General features: G+C 41.6%; 16 protein-coding genes. 12 read left to right on the plus strand and 4 right to left on the minus strand.

Annotated features, from left to right (window positions below; all coding sequences use genetic code 11):
- Positions 1 to 55 precede the first annotated feature (55 nt).
- The 5 genes from LI091_RS12930 to LI091_RS12950 all read left to right on the plus strand — a co-directional run bounded on the left by LI091_RS12930 (position 56) and on the right by LI091_RS12950 (position 5,150).
- Positions 56 to 1,441, plus strand: a complete 1,386-nt coding sequence (locus LI091_RS12930) for a DUF3854 domain-containing protein (protein ID WP_173733989.1) — start codon at positions 56 to 58, stop codon at positions 1,439 to 1,441.
- A 509-nt stretch (positions 1,442 to 1,950) separates the two neighbouring features.
- Positions 1,951 to 2,133, plus strand: a complete 183-nt coding sequence (locus LI091_RS12935) for a hypothetical protein (protein ID WP_173733990.1) — start codon at positions 1,951 to 1,953, stop codon at positions 2,131 to 2,133.
- Positions 2,134 to 2,184: 51 nt separating this feature from the next.
- Positions 2,185 to 2,850, plus strand: coding sequence for an RdgB/HAM1 family non-canonical purine NTP pyrophosphatase (gene rdgB / locus LI091_RS12940; protein WP_173733991.1), 666 nt, complete (start codon positions 2,185 to 2,187; stop codon positions 2,848 to 2,850).
- Between the two features lie 202 nt (positions 2,851 to 3,052).
- Positions 3,053 to 3,238, plus strand: a complete 186-nt coding sequence (locus LI091_RS12945) for a hypothetical protein (protein ID WP_146207171.1) — start codon at positions 3,053 to 3,055, stop codon at positions 3,236 to 3,238.
- Positions 3,239 to 3,494: 256 nt separating this feature from the next.
- Entirely contained in the window at positions 3,495 to 5,150 is a 1,656-nt protein-coding gene (locus LI091_RS12950) for a zinc ribbon domain-containing protein (protein WP_173733992.1), read from the plus strand.
- Positions 5,151 to 5,333: 183 nt separating this feature from the next.
- Here LI091_RS12950 and LI091_RS12955 read toward each other — a convergent pair whose 3' ends face one another.
- Positions 5,334 to 6,539 (minus strand): leucine-rich repeat domain-containing protein, encoded by a 1,206-nt coding sequence (locus LI091_RS12955; protein WP_173733993.1) that lies wholly within the window; start codon positions 6,537 to 6,539, stop codon positions 5,334 to 5,336.
- 168 nt (positions 6,540 to 6,707) lie between these two features.
- Here LI091_RS12955 and LI091_RS12960 point away from each other — a divergent pair, with 168 nt between their 5' ends.
- On the plus strand, positions 6,708 to 8,474 hold the full coding sequence (locus LI091_RS12960) for a DUF1002 domain-containing protein (RefSeq protein ID WP_173733994.1): 1,767 nt from the start codon (positions 6,708 to 6,710) through the stop codon (positions 8,472 to 8,474).
- Positions 8,475 to 8,558: 84 nt separating this feature from the next.
- On the opposite strand, the gene LI091_RS12965 is transcribed toward LI091_RS12960, so the two are convergent.
- Together LI091_RS12965 and LI091_RS12970 are read right to left on the minus strand one after the other, a co-directional pair.
- A complete protein-coding gene (locus LI091_RS12965; RefSeq protein ID WP_173733995.1) occupies positions 8,559 to 8,879 on the minus strand; it encodes a DUF1653 domain-containing protein in 321 nt (106 codons plus the stop codon).
- Positions 8,880 to 8,909: 30 nt separating this feature from the next.
- On the minus strand, positions 8,910 to 9,176 hold the full coding sequence (locus tag LI091_RS12970) for a hypothetical protein (protein WP_173733996.1): 267 nt from the start codon (positions 9,174 to 9,176) through the stop codon (positions 8,910 to 8,912).
- A gap of 126 nt (positions 9,177 to 9,302) precedes the next feature.
- On the opposite strand from LI091_RS12970, the gene LI091_RS12975 reads away from it, so the two are divergent.
- The 6 genes from LI091_RS12975 (at position 9,303) to LI091_RS13000 (ending at position 13,351) form a co-directional block, all read left to right on the plus strand.
- Positions 9,303 to 9,458, plus strand: coding sequence for a hypothetical protein (locus LI091_RS12975; protein WP_173733997.1), 156 nt, complete (start codon positions 9,303 to 9,305; stop codon positions 9,456 to 9,458).
- Positions 9,455 to 10,090, plus strand: coding sequence for a hypothetical protein (locus tag LI091_RS12980; protein ID WP_173733998.1), 636 nt, complete (start codon positions 9,455 to 9,457; stop codon positions 10,088 to 10,090). The genes LI091_RS12975 and LI091_RS12980 overlap by 4 nt, the downstream gene beginning before the upstream one ends.
- A 145-nt stretch (positions 10,091 to 10,235) precedes the next feature.
- Positions 10,236 to 10,793, plus strand: coding sequence for a hypothetical protein (locus tag LI091_RS12985; protein ID WP_173733999.1), 558 nt, complete (start codon positions 10,236 to 10,238; stop codon positions 10,791 to 10,793).
- Positions 10,794 to 10,864: 71 nt separating this feature from the next.
- Positions 10,865 to 11,434 carry an HD-GYP domain-containing protein gene (locus LI091_RS12990; protein ID WP_173734000.1) on the plus strand — a complete coding sequence of 190 codons (570 nt, stop codon included), beginning with the start codon at positions 10,865 to 10,867 and terminating at the stop codon, positions 11,432 to 11,434.
- Positions 11,435 to 11,528: 94 nt separating this feature from the next.
- On the plus strand, positions 11,529 to 12,476 hold the full coding sequence (locus LI091_RS12995) for a hypothetical protein (protein ID WP_173734001.1): 948 nt from the start codon (positions 11,529 to 11,531) through the stop codon (positions 12,474 to 12,476).
- Between the two features lie 143 nt (positions 12,477 to 12,619).
- Complete coding sequence (locus LI091_RS13000) at positions 12,620 to 13,351, plus strand: hypothetical protein (RefSeq protein WP_265191224.1); 732 nt, start codon at positions 12,620 to 12,622, stop codon at positions 13,349 to 13,351.
- A gap of 85 nt (positions 13,352 to 13,436) precedes the next feature.
- On the opposite strand, the gene LI091_RS13005 is transcribed toward LI091_RS13000, so the two are convergent.
- Positions 13,437 to 13,814 (minus strand): hypothetical protein, encoded by a 378-nt coding sequence (locus tag LI091_RS13005; protein WP_199579977.1) that lies wholly within the window; start codon positions 13,812 to 13,814, stop codon positions 13,437 to 13,439.
- Positions 13,815 to 14,578: the final 764 nt, after the last annotated feature.

A 14,578-nucleotide genomic window follows, 5' to 3' on the forward strand; every position in this document is an offset into this window, starting at 1 on the left:
ATTTTGCATATTAAAGAAGAGACAAAAATAACAAAGAAAGAGAGGAGCTGGAACTATGGATAGAGATACGGCTAAAGAGATTATATTGGCGAGCCTTCCAAATTACCTGGCTCAGAAAGGGGTTAACTTTTCCGGTGGAAGAAAATTCACCTGCTTGAACCCAGACCATCAGGACCATTCCCCAAGTATGCATTATGACAGGAGACGAAACAAATGCCATTGTTTCGCATGCGGATGTGATGTTAACATTTTTGACCTGATTCAATGGGATTATAATACCACATCATTCCCGGAAACATTCAACCTTGCCTGTGACATCTTCGGAATCGATGTAGATGACCGAAAGGAAAAACCAAAAGAAAGGCCAAAAATAAAACCGGCCAAACAGGGAAGGACGAGGTCTTCCGAGATTAAACGGGCGGAGCCTGAAGTCTGCGATAAAGTATACAGGACTTTAAAGATGTTATCACCTTTGACTGAGGCCGATAAAAAATATCTGAAAGAAAAGAGGGGACTGTCCAAAGAACGGATTGAAAAAGATTACATGAGGATGGTTGTCGCACCGGAAGAACGTGCAAAAGTCGTTCGTAAGATTTCAAAACTGACTGGGTACACGAAAGATGTATTGAAGTATGTCCCCGGATTTTTTATCGACAAAAGAACAGGTATGCTTGACTATTCCGGAGATAACACTCCTTCGGTGTCTCACGGTACAAGGTGGTGCAATAACGCGGGTATCGGAATCTTAATCCACGATGCTGACGGGTATGCAGTTGCAGTTCAAATCAGACGGGATACGGCAAGTAAAGGAAATAGATATTGCTGGTTCACTTCCATTTTTGCCGTTGACAGCATTGATTATGACGGCGGCAGCACACCTGGGGCAGCAAAGGATATTATCATTCCGGAAAACCCGCGGGGCTGCCTGTGTATAACAGAAGGCCGGTTTAAATCCGAAATCCTGGCAGCAAACAGGAATATCACTATTTCAATCCAGGGCGTTTCCTCATGGAAGGGGATTGACGAAATCATCAATAAACTTAGAGAACAGCACGAGATAAAAAGTATTTATCTGATGTTTGACTCTGACATCCTTGGCAATAGACAGGTATTCAATACCATCTCAGAAATGGCAAGGATGCTAATGGAGAAAGTCCCGGATTTAAAGATTAAATTTGCAATCTGGAAAATCGGATACGGAAAAGGGATTGATGACTGTATCCTCGCCGGGAATATAAGAGAAGTGCGATATATTGATGCGATATCTTTTATGAATACTTGCAATGAGGCTTTTGACATGCTGCTTAAAAAATATGAAGTTAAGTCTTTTAAAAAGATGAAAAGCGAAGATAGAAAAGTATTTGCAAAATACCTTCAGGCAGAGAATGAGAGAAGACTTTTGGGCGAAAAGGCAGGAAAAAAACCAGAAGAAGCCGCATAGGAACAGAAACCGTTTGTTGTTGTAATGACAGACGGTTTTTTTTGTGTAAAAAAATCAGTAATGCTCGCAGTTTTTCAGGAAGATTTGGGTAGGAACGAACTACAAAAAAATGGCTACAAAAAAAAGGAAAAAGGAGGACGGCGAAAGAGCCGAAGAAAGACTCGCAAAATTTGCAGAAAAAGAAAGAGTATGGCATACTGTACTTGTCAGGAAGGAACTCCACAGACCTTCCGGACCACATAATAATTTTTTCATATGTATATCTTGTATTAAGTTTTTGCACGATATGTGCCGGCGATTCTGGTGAATTTGGGTTATTTTTCGAACAGGTTCTACCCAAATGGCAGGTTCGATTCCTGCCGTCGCCTTCTTGGGTGCCTGGCATCCTGACTTAAATTTGTACCTTTCTTTGTTTGGCAGGACCGGTGGCTGTAATGGCTGCCGGTTTTGTTTCGTAAAAATCCGGCATATTGCATATGAAAAAGCGTTAAAAAAATGAGGTGAAAAAGATGGAAAGACTAACACTGAACGAATCAGCATACAAAGAAATTCCAAATGCAACAAGGTGCGAAAGAATGACTGCGCCGGAATATGATAATCTGGCTGAAGGAGGAGCGACGAAACGCATACGCAAGCACAGACTGGAGCAGGCGCGGGCATATGCGGAAGCGGAAGGATATTTTTGTAAATAGGAAATTTGGCATATTAAATCTGCAAAATAAAAAAAGAGAGGAAGGATAGTAATGGATAATATCCAAGAAAAGCAAAACAGCGAAACAGCTGTATACAAGAAAAGCCCGCAGACAATCGTTTTCGCAACACACAACGAAAATAAAATAAAGGAAATTAAAAAAATCGTTAAAAATTTTCCAAGTTTGGAAAATATTAACTTCATCTCCATGGCTGAAGCAGGAATCGGCGAAGACATTGTGGAAGATGGAAAGACATACGAAGAGAATGCTCTACTGAAAGCAAAGTATGTATGCGAAAAAACTGGTATGATTGCATTGGCGGATGATTCAGGGGTAGAGATAGAAGCCCTGCATGGAATGCCTGGCATTTTTTCAGCCAGATTCCTTGGAGAGCAGACGCCGCAAGAAGTTAAAAATGCTTACATTTTGGATAAACTGGAGGATGTCCCATACAACGAAAGAGATATCAAGTATGTGTGCTGTATTGCAGCCGCGTTTCCTGATGGAAGCACAAAAACTACGTTTGGAAAGTTGTACGGTAAGATTGCAGACAGGATTTCTGATGGTAAAAGCGGCTTTGCATATGACTCCATTGTATATCTTCCTGTATATCGAAAAACGATTTCCGAAATGTCTATGGAAGAAAAATGCAAAGTCAGCCATCGCGGGAAGGCATTGCGGAATATGCTGAAATTTTTAGACGAAAAACTGAAGTAACACCAGGCACTACATCACTAGATGTGGTGCTTTTGTTTTCGCAAAAAAAACAAATTCTAAAAAATCCTACATATTGTAGATACACACTGCCGGCCTGCGCGCGGGGCAGGAGAACAGACCTGCGGCTTGGCTGCTGAGAAAAAAACAGCGACCCGTACGATACGGAAAGAATATATCGTAAAAAACAAAAGAAGGTGGAAAAATGGGAGAAAAATTAAACCTGAGGCAGGCTTCTTACGAAGGACTCCAGAACGTGAAAAGAGTAGAGAAAATAACATCTCCGGAATATGACCGGCTGGCAGAAGAAGCGAACAAAAGAATACGGAAAAATCAGTTAAAACAGGCAAAAGCATATGCGGAAGCAGGAATGTATTTTTGCAAGAAATAGCCCTCCATGCAGTGGAATGCTGCATGGATGGTTGTTTTTTACGATAAAATTAGAGAGAATACTCAGTAATTCAATTGCTGAGATGAATCTGCTAAAATGAATAAAAATATTGCCTGCAACTTTTTAAATCTTCGCATTTTTTATGCGAAGATTTTTTAATTTTCTCAAAAATAATCCGCTAAAAATCATCCCATTTTGGATTTTTTCGGCATATTAAATATGTAAGAAAAATACATCAGACGAGGAGGTGAATTGGATGCCAAAGGCACGTAAGAGAAAAGATACTCAGTTTGACAATAAGATATCCAAATGTGTTTTTTTGTATGGAGAACCGACTAATGATAAGGCGGAAAAAATCAAAAGGATGCAGACGGAATTCACAAAACTTATCAACCGGTACATAAAGCAAATCTATAACAACAGCAACCTGACGCTGCAGATTGTAAAAGACGACAAGAGGAACAGCCAGATTACGGCATTTGAGAAAAATATACGTCCAGATAAAATAAATGCAGCGTATAGCCAAAATGCGTTCAAGATTGCTATAACACATTTATCTAACCGGCTTGACAATATCAGGCTTGACATGTGTAGGGAATGCAAAAGCATCTTCACCACATCAAAAGTATTATTTGCAATGTCAATTGATGGAAGAAGCAAGGCGGAGATGATAACAGTCATGCAGAATATTTCCAAGAGTGTCAAATCAAAAAAAGATACTTCTTTTTACGATGAATGTGCAGAAGAGCTGAAATCAATTGAAGATTCTGAATTCGAATTCATGCAGCAGGAATTCCGTGTTATCTACGACATGGTGTCATGCGAGTACAAAATTCCATATATTACCCGCAGCCAGATTCCGCTGGATTCCAGAATTATGACGATTGAACCATCAGAAAACATTGAGGCTCCGTATGTAATCACCATTTCAAACATGCTTGATGTCGGAGGGGATAAGATTGTAGTTCCGTTAAATACAACTAAACATTTCATCCATAAGATTAATACCCGCAAAATGGCCGGTATGGTATCAATATCCATGGATATCCAGAAATGCCTGAAGGTGGACTGGAGCTACAAAAACTGTATATCACAGCCAAAGACATCCAAAATCATAGGGGTTGATACCGGAATCTCGGATGCATTCCATACATCTGAAGACAAAGCTATCGGCTCAATGGGCCCTGTGATTGATTTTTATAAAAATGACGTAGAGAAATCTTTTGCGTCATTATCAGATATGCGTAACAAAAAGAGAAAAATCAGCCATTACCTGAGACGGCACGAGAATCTTCCTAAGGATGTGAGACGTTCTCTCATCCAGAAGATGGACAGGCTTGACCAGATGGTTCAGAAGGCTGAAGCTCCACACCGCAAAAACAGACGCTATTACGGGATGCTTGAGCACGAAGTAAAATCCAGCATAGACAGCTATATCAAGTCAATCGACCACGAAACGTTGACGGTGTTGGAAAAGCTTGATATCAAGGAATTCAACAACAGCCGCAAGGCCAATGGGAAAAGGTCTATGTTTGCGAGAGGACAGCTCCAGAAGAAGTTGATGGAGACGTTAAACTGGAAAGGTTATGATTTCAAAGAGATAGAGCCTGATTATACGAGCCAGTGCTGCCCGGTATGCAGTTATACCGATAAGACAAACAGAAACAATAAAAGTTTCAAGTGCCAGTGCTGCGGATATGAAGCAGATGCAGATTATGTTGGGGCATTGAATATCAAGGCAAGAGCTGAGGATAAGGAAATCCTTGATGTGTGTGAAAAGTATAAATACAATCATGACGAAATGCAGAAACATATCAAAATGGTATTTCATGCGCGCAATGAAAAATATAAAGCAGCAGCAGGGAAAGCTATGCAGAAGAACGAGGGCTCCGATTCTCGTGACGCTGCATAGTGGAACCTGCTCATAGGAATCCCGGCGTGTCCTGCTATGGCATGTTCATAGACGGGCCTCTGAAAAGGGATGCATCGTGTATATATGCTTGCATATATATTGGTTGTATTTCTCAAAGATAAAGGTCGGTTGCGTTATTTGTAGCGTCCTTCGGGATGCTCGGTAATTCAATTGCCGAGGGATTCACATAAGTGACAGGAAACCGAGACTTCTTAAATCTGTCAGTCTGGCAATACATCTTTCTCCTGATACCGTATTTTCAGCGAGGGCTGTTTTGTAATCCAAAGCGATTTCCTTGGCCGAGCTCTTCAGGATTTTATAAACTTCGTCGCTTGGATTGGCCTTGTAAGAAGAAATCAGAACATCATATCTTGCGAATTTGTCAACGTCCAGATGGCCATCCAATGCAAAGAAGGCCGGGTGCTTGTCGCAAAAATTGTCGGAATCCCATAAAAACGACAGCATCTCAATGTTGTAGTCATGACAATCCGGATTCATGATTCTTGGAAGGCAGAATGTCTTTCCGGTCATTTCGTCGTTAATCCGTAAAATCCATGGGTCGGAAAAATTGAAAAGACTCCATTTATCTCTGTAACCTAAGCAGGCCTTAATTAATCCGGATGGTATGGTCCAACTGCGGTCTACTGTAATGCTCTGGATGTGAGAGAAGGCATCCTGACCAATGTCAGAAACATAAGGCGGCAGGACAACATTTCGGAAATCTGTCTCCAAAAATGCCTTTTCGCATATATGCGTCAGGCTGCCATGCAAAACTACATGTCTTAAGTTGTGACAGCGGGCAAAAGCAGAAGCCCCGATTGTCTGGACCTGCTCGGGAATCTCTACAGATTCAAGGTTGTCGCAATGAGCGAATATGGATGTTTCCGTAAGGCTGCCGATGTGTTCAATCCCGAGGCCAAATTCAATGCGCTTTAAGCCGGCCATATCGGAGCAGGCCTTTGTTCCGATATGCCTTAAGGAATCCGGAAAATGCAATTCCCGGATGTTACAGTTGCCGGAAAAAGCATATGGGGAGATAAATTCCGTTCCGTCAGGGATATGTAGAACTTCTGTTCTCAGCATAGCCGGGCAAGCGATAAGGGTTTTCCCGTCTTTGGAATATAAGATGCCGTCCACGGATTTAAGATATTTGTTCTGCGGCGTTACCTTAATAGTAGAAACGCGCCCCAAGATGTGTTTATATACCAAGTCGTACAATGTATTGCCCTTGATTTCCCCCGTAAAATTCAGAAACAGTTCTTCTGTGGCGAGCATATGCCGCAGACCATGAAGTGCTTCAGGGTCCTGGACCTCAATACAGTATATAAATGAGTAGTCGTAGTTCTTAGACAAGATATAATTTGATGATGTGTCTATATTTTTCTGCATATTTTATTCTCCTTTTTAAGTTTTTCTTTCTGTAATATGCAGAATTTCTGGCATCCTGCACTGAAAAAATTTTCTTTCGCAAAAAATTCCCATTCTGGTAAAAATCCTGCATATTGTAAGCACAACAAAAACAGGAGGAAAGCAGGCAAAGGTCCTGCGATAAAAATAATGAAAAATAAGAACAGATTTTTAGCGATATTATGCTCCGCACTGATGGCGACGGCGTCACTTCCAGCCGTAGCCTTGCAGCCGGTTATGGCTGACGCATCTAAAGTGGTATCTATCGGAAATGACCTGACAGATGCCCAGAAAAAGACAATGATGAAGTACTTCGGAATCTCTGGCGATAAAAGTGTCCAGCAGATTACCGTAACCAATAAAGATGAGGTCTCACACCTCTCCGGATACATCCCACTTGAACAGATTGGGACAAGGACGGTAAGCTGTGCTTATATTAAACCAACCGAATCCGGTGGAATCAAGGTAAGGACCGCAAATCTGCAGTATGTCACTGCAAACATGATTGCTTCTACACTGGCAGACCTTGGAATCAAGAACTGCGAAGTTGTTTCCGCATGTCCATTCCAGGTATCCGGGACCGGAGCACTCACGGGCGTTATGATGGCTTATGAAAAGGCAACCGGAACGGTCATCAATAAAGATAAAAAAGATATCGCCACGCAGGAAGTCGTTATCACGAAAGATATTGCAAAAGACATTGGCACCGCACAGGCCGAGAACATCGTAAACCAGGCGAAAACCGAAGTCGTGCAGAACAATGTTACAAACAAAACCGACATCCAGAATACCGTAACGAACATCATCAACAATAACAACGTCAATATCACAGAACAGCAGATTGACAATATCGTGGACCTGGTTGAAGATGTTGCTAACCAGGATTACGATGATTCTTATGTAAAGAACCTGGAGGAAATTGGCAACAATATCAAACAGGAACTGGAAGCAATAAAGAACGACAAAAAAGAAGATACGGATAAATCAGACAAGCAGGAAGAAAAGAAAGAAACAAAAGACAGCGACAGCATTACGGACCAGGTGGACGACAGTGTGCTTGGAGATAATGTCATCTCTTCCTCAACAGATGACCCTGAAATGATTGTCAACACAACAGAGGACGATATGAGCGACATTGATAACGCTGCAGTGATTGAAGATGACATGGACGAAGACTCAAGCGGCACTGGCACGGACGACAGTTCATCCGATGATTCACTTTCGTCCACAGATGTCAGCGACGAACAGGGTGACGACGAGATGACCCCGGTGACAGAAGATACATACGAAGAGCAGACAGAAGGCTCTGAAGATATCAGCAAAGAAGACAGCGTAGAACCTACACAGGAAGATACCGATAATGCGGATACAACTGACGAAACAGTTAATACCGAGAAAGACAAAAAAGACAAATCCGTGTCTATCTTTGGGTATGATTTATCTGAAATCACAAAAAACGCTGGGGAAGAAGCCTCAAAAGGATTTTCAAAGATTGAAAAATATTTAAAGGAGCATTTTGCCTTTAATGAAGAAAGCAATGACGACAAGGACGCAAATGTCGAAAATCCAAATACGGACGAAAAGATTTCAAACGTAGCAAAAACGCTTTTAGATGCATATTATGATGCGCTGGCTGCTGAGAAGGATAGCGCAGCCAGTGGAAATGAAGATGCAAACGAAAGCACAGGTGAAGATGCGGAGACTGAAAAAACAGAACAGGCGTCCGAGGCCTTTCTGAATAAGGTAAAAGAACTCCTGAATGACGGTAAGATTTCTGAAGACGATGCAAAGAAACTGGAAAAAGAATTTGCAAAAACAGATACTGAAGATGGTGATATCGAAGACGAAATAACAGAAAGCGATGCCGGAAATGGCAGCAGCAAAGGCGACGGCACAGAGACTGTAACTGCGGAGTAATGCGTTAGCCGAAAAACAAAAGAACCGAAAACAGGAAGACAAGAAAAAAAAGGAGAAGACCAAAAGTCTTCTCCTTAAATTTGTCTAAAATTCAGGAAGCCATTTTCCGTCGTTAGAAAACTGGCATTTCTCGAAGCGAAATTCCTGTTTTGCGTCCGGGTATTTCTCTTTATCAACTGGGCTGAGAAACATAGCCATTGGGCGGGCGTAGGTCTGAAAATCGCCATACATCGCTTGATAAACGACCATATATTCGTTTGTCTCTGTATGCTTGGCTTCGGCGATGATTCGGTAAAGATATTCGTTTGCCTGCATATCGTCGGTACGCTTAAAATGCTGGACAATGTCGCCTGGCTTGATTTCCTCTGCAATATTTTTTTTGTTTACTTTTCTGATTCTGAACATGTTTTTTCTCCTCTCTTAATAAATAAAAAATCAATCGCAATACACATACGCACAACTGTTTGGCTGAATTTCCAGATATGGGACTTTTGCATATAAATCTCTCATCGGTAACGGTTTTCCATTAATTTCAATACTGTCAATGATTATGTATTTTTTCTTGATTTTTCGGATAGTCCCGATACATTTGTCTCCAGTATCTGCCAGAACGAAAGAGATATCTGTTCCAACTGAGAAACGCTTTCCATTATCTGCACAAAACGTTTTTTCAACTTTCTTCTTGATTTCTTTAACTTCCATTTTACGGTTCCTTTCTTTTTTAAAGATTTTTTTTACATACTTAATATGCTGAATTTTGCATCGTAGAAAATCATACATATTATTCTTGACGCAAAAAAAATATCTACAAAGAAAGGGAGAAAAGAAATGAAAATGACAAAGGAGAAATACCAGGAATTAACAAAAGCAGGAAATATTCTCTGCAATTGGTGCGAAAACGACGAATGCGAGAAATGCCAGGTGCAGATACTGCTGGATGAGGCGTACGCTGAAGCATTAGAGGAAGGAGTTGTTGAAGAATGAGAGAATACGAAGTTGTTTTTAACGTCTACGGCTATACTCAGTTGTGGTATCACAGCGCTGGAAGTGTATCTTACAGCAAAAAAATAGAATGCGAAGATGGTGATGGCAACATTACTTACATGCTGAAAGATGGCCATATCTCATTCATCGTGGAAGCAGATTCGCCTGAAGCCGCATACAAAAAGGCTATCATCCTATGGATGAAAACCGACACGGGACTTCTTACCATTGATGATTGGAATCTTCGCTGCGTATGCGATGATGAAAACCGATGGACTAAGAATGACCTGGACGAGGATGGAAATGTTGCACTTGCAGTTGCATGCGAATACGTTAGAGATTTGTCAAAGCCAAAATATAAAGGTAACTACCGGATTGAAGTCACTTTTTCCTGGGGCGAAAAAGATGATGCAGTATATGATGGATTTTCTACAAAACAGGAAGCATTCAAAGAGGCATGTACTCTGGCCTGTAAAGAAGCATATACACAGAACGAAGAAGCCGCACACGAAAGGACCTGTATGGTATATTTCGATGCAGCAAATGGAATTATCCGGCTTCATTACACTTATGACGGAACGTTTTGCCAATACGAAGTCATTCCAGTCAACGAGGAAGAAAAAGAAATCTAAAATATACAATCCGAAATACTTCCAATTTTCTTAACGGCAGCAGCGATGCTGCCGTTTTTCTGTAACACAAAATTAAATAATACTTAAAAATTTTTGCCAAAAAATTCCGCATATTGTATAAAAACAAAAAGGAACGGCAAAAGAAATGACACAAAATACAACATACAGAATCAGGCATTCCGCAAGTCCATATCGTCAGGGAGCGGGAAGACCGCAGTCAGGTCATCAGCCGTATATTTACGGAAATGCGGCAAGAAAATTGGAAATGCTTCCGGACAGTAAAAACACTTACAAAAGAAAAACGGCAAAGCCGGATGTGGCGCAGAGGTCAAAGAAACAGACAAGCAAAGCGGTTTTGAAGAACAGGGCAACGGCAAAAAGCATGAGCCCGGGATTCGTTATATTCCTTTCTCTAATGTCAGTAGTGCTTATTTTCTGCTGCATCAGTTATCTCCAGGCGAAGTCTGGTTTGACATATAGAATAAAAGAGGTTGCGAATGCAGAGTCACAGTTGGCAGAAATGAGACAGGATAACACAGCTTATGAAGCGCAGCTGAATTCAAGTGTAGATATTAATAAAGTAAAAGAAATCGCGATTAAAAATCTTGGGATGAAGTATCCATCCAACGAACAGAAGATGACATATAAACTGGACCACGAACAAGGGTATGTCAAACAATACATCTTCGATATTGAGGAATAGCCATTTTTCTTTTTTCTGCTTGTTTTGCATATTGTAGGCGTCCAAAGGAAGAAAGATAGGAGGAAAACAATATGCAAAAAGACAAAATGCCAGAGTACGTGTGCGAGTTTCTTAAAAACGAAGACGAATATACGTTCAAACATTCCTCACGGGTAGCCGATGTCGCACGCGCCATAGGAAAGACTATGCAACTTTGTAGCGCAGACATGGAATTGCTGGATGAAGCATCAAGACTTCATGATGTCGGAAAAATCCGTGTGGATGAAAGCATCCTAAACAAACCTGGAAGACTTACGGAAGAAGAGTTCTCTGAAATCAAGAAACATTCCGGATATGGGTATGCTATAGTAAATCCAAAAAATTCTGTAGTTGCAAATGTCGTTCTGTCGCATCACGAAAGATATGACGGCAATGGATATCCGAATGGGATTTCCGGAACCGACATCCCGCTATCTGCAAGGATTATTGCGGTCGCGGATTCGTTGGACGCTATGGCTTCAGACCGCTGCTACCGGAAAGCACTGCCATGGGCTGTATGTGCTAAAGAAATAGATAAGAACGCAGGAAAGATGTATGACCCGGATGTCGTGCACGCATTCGATTGTTGTGCAGAAGAAATCAAATCCATACTCACATGCTGAAAGAATTGCAGGAACCAGGCTTTGCCTGGTTTTTTTTGTTTTTTGGGAAATCCTGCATGCTGAAACAAATAAGAAAAATAAGGAGGCCAAGCTTATGGGTAACGAAAAAAAGAGAAACGAAAATAAAATAATAAAAAATGCAGAACGGAAACTTGAGGGTGCTGAGAAGTATATGGATGGCGATATCACAGCGAAAGGCCTGTCTGTAGCTGCTGGTATGGCAAAAACAGGTCATACATTCTTTGACATACATAAAGCATTAAAAGCATCCAAAAAAGAAGATGAAAATATGTCCAGAAGTGAAAATAAAGCGCAAAAGCAATTTGTAAAGACAGATGATGCCATGCGTGATGTTGACACAGCACAGCAACAAAAGGGAGGAGAACGCCAAGAGCGGCCAAGGTTTATCAGAAAAAGACAGACTGAGAATCAGGAAAAAGAGCCTGAAAGGAATAAGACGGATGAATCACGACTGGAGCGTGAACGGGCTGCAAGGCAGAGAGAGGCAGAACAGCAGCGCCAAAGAATGAAAGAGGAGGCACAACGGAATGGAAGGCTGCATGATGGGAAAGAACAGGCGATGGTACATGATATGACAGAGCAGGTCCTCGGGCAGACGTACAAAGTGCCTGGAACAAATATCAGTTATGACGATGCGTCAATCATGGCAAAAAATAATATCCGTGATTCTGCTGAATTAACAGGAATATCTCTGGAAGACGATGGTTTCGCAAATTCTGTTGAAGAAGTCCAGGAAATGATGAAAGGATACGTATTCAACGGGGTTCCGGATATTGATGAGGTTTATGACATGACAAAAGACAAAGGACCTGATGTTATTGCTCAGGCGTATGTAAATGTCCTGAAAGAGACGGATGTAAAAAGCAATATTCATACACTGACAAAGATTGATGAAAAGTTCTGTTTTGAGCATCAGGCTTTTGAGAAGCAGTTTGATTATATCCGTGAGCACGATTCTGCTGCGGACCGGGTGCTTGACAAAGTTGAAATGGAAATGGGCAGAGACAGAGCCGATGAATAAAAACCTATCGGATTCGATAGGTTTAGGGTTTTACGGGCAGCCGCTTCGCGGCTGCTTTTTATTTTTTTCCTCAAAACTCATATTGAAAGTGCAAAGAAAGATTCCTTCTCAAAGAAGGACACACAAAGAAAGGGGAACAAAAAATGAAAAAAAGCGCAAAAAGAGGATTGGTAATGTTATTGACACTGGTGATGACACTGATAGTATCAGCACTTCCGGCGGCTGCCTGCAGGAACAACTTCGTGTTCAGCAAGTACGGAGTATGCAGCGGAGCAACAAGGGAAGACATGGTCATTGGCTATTGGCAGGCAAAAACCAAATCTGGTATTTCTAACCTGGAAGTCAAAGCAAACAAAGCATTCACGATGACGACTGGACGAAATAAGAAATCCGGAAAATGGGCACTCGATAATCTACTAACACTTTCAAGCGGAAAGGAAAAGGTAAGATTCTATTACGGAGATAAAACACTTGAATCCGTAAGGACATCTGAGACTATCGTTTACCACTATGTCAGCAAAGTATCACTTCCCAAAAATATTAAAAAGAATGTCAGAATTAATAATTTTTCTGGCAAGTGGGAAGCAAGAGAAGTCAATACTGATGACCAGTTAAGATTTACTCGGCTTGTCATTTCCGTAAGAAACGGAAAGGCTGACATCTACATGAGACGTGGTTTTACCGGAAAGACGGTACGCGTAGCAAAAAAAGTCAAACTTAATCTCTCCAAAAAAACCGGTGCTGCTTCTTTCACAACGAAAATTTGCGGAAGAAAGGTGTCCGGAAAATTGTATGTGCTGTCAAATGGCAACAGATACATCTATGCGAATTACCAGGTTGGAACGGCCGGCATCCGCATGATAAAAACGCGCTGAGTTGTTCAGAAGGAGACCAGATGGTCTCCTTTTTGCGTGCAAAAAAAAGAGAGATTCAAAATCTCTCTTAAAGACTTTGGCAGGACTAGAAACGCTGCAGCGCTCCACAACCAATGATGCGGCCTGCCTCGTCGCGGCGAAGGTCTGCCGGGACAAGAACGTCAGTTCTGTCCGGCACAGCCTGTGCCACAAGTGTAGAAGTCAGATAGATAACTCCCTCCTGTGGCTCTGGCAGGTCTGTTACAACGGTGTCAAACACCGTTTTCGTTACTGGAATGCATCCAAGTATTCCGACCTGTTCTGAATGACATCCAACACGAGCGATAATTCCAGAGGCTGGGATTGTAAAGATAGTCTCATCCGGAAGGATGAGATTTACGTCGTGCGGAGTCAGATTCGCAAATTTTACGTGTCCGCCGTTTTCAAAAATCATTCCTGTCATTTTAAGATTTTCATTTGTCATAATAATAATTCCTTTCTTGTTTAAAAATTTAAAAAATAAATTAAATAATCAATACTTAATATGCAAAAAAATCAGACAATAAAAAGCGCTATCGATGGACAGAGAAACCCCGTCCACGTCTCTACACTCCGACTGCGTCGTCGTTTGTCAGCGGTCATGACCGCTTGGTACACGCGAGCTATGCTCGCGGTATCATCGTCGGGCGGGAACTTCCCGCCCGTGTCTGGTGAAGGTGAGTGTAAATTCACCGAATTATACGAAAAAAAATATTTAAAAAAAACGTCTCTTTGGGATTTTATTTGGCATATTATATATGCAGGCAACAGGGCAGCAAAGAAGCCTTGTCAACCTGTGAAAAATGCAGGTCTGCTCCGGCCGGGCGGAAACTACATTTTTTAAGTGCATCGGGCACAATTCTGGCGCCGAGTACCGGATGCGCAGGCTAATCTGCATGGTAGTGCAAAAAATGGCCAAAATGTCGACAAAAAAAGGCAAAAAAAAGCGGCCAGTGTCCGCTAAATACATGAATTAAGTTTTTTTGGGAACTGCGAATGTAAGGACCGAGGTATTCGTATGCCCCGCAAGTGGAAGGGTGTTAAAGCGCGGCGATAAAGTTTTGTCCTCTTATAGTTTCTCAGCATAGGTTGGTCGAGAGGTGAGAATCCGTGACGCTAAGGACGCTGTATCTGGCGATGGCGTAAGCCCGAAAGAGGCAGAAGTTAAGCGAAGCGATGTATTCCGTGTAGCTGAACAATAGACAAGTT

The sequence above is a fragment of the Blautia sp. MSK20_18 genome, from assembly GCF_020553125.1.
Taxonomy (GTDB): domain Bacteria; phylum Bacillota; class Clostridia; order Lachnospirales; family Lachnospiraceae; genus Blautia_A; species Blautia_A fusiformis.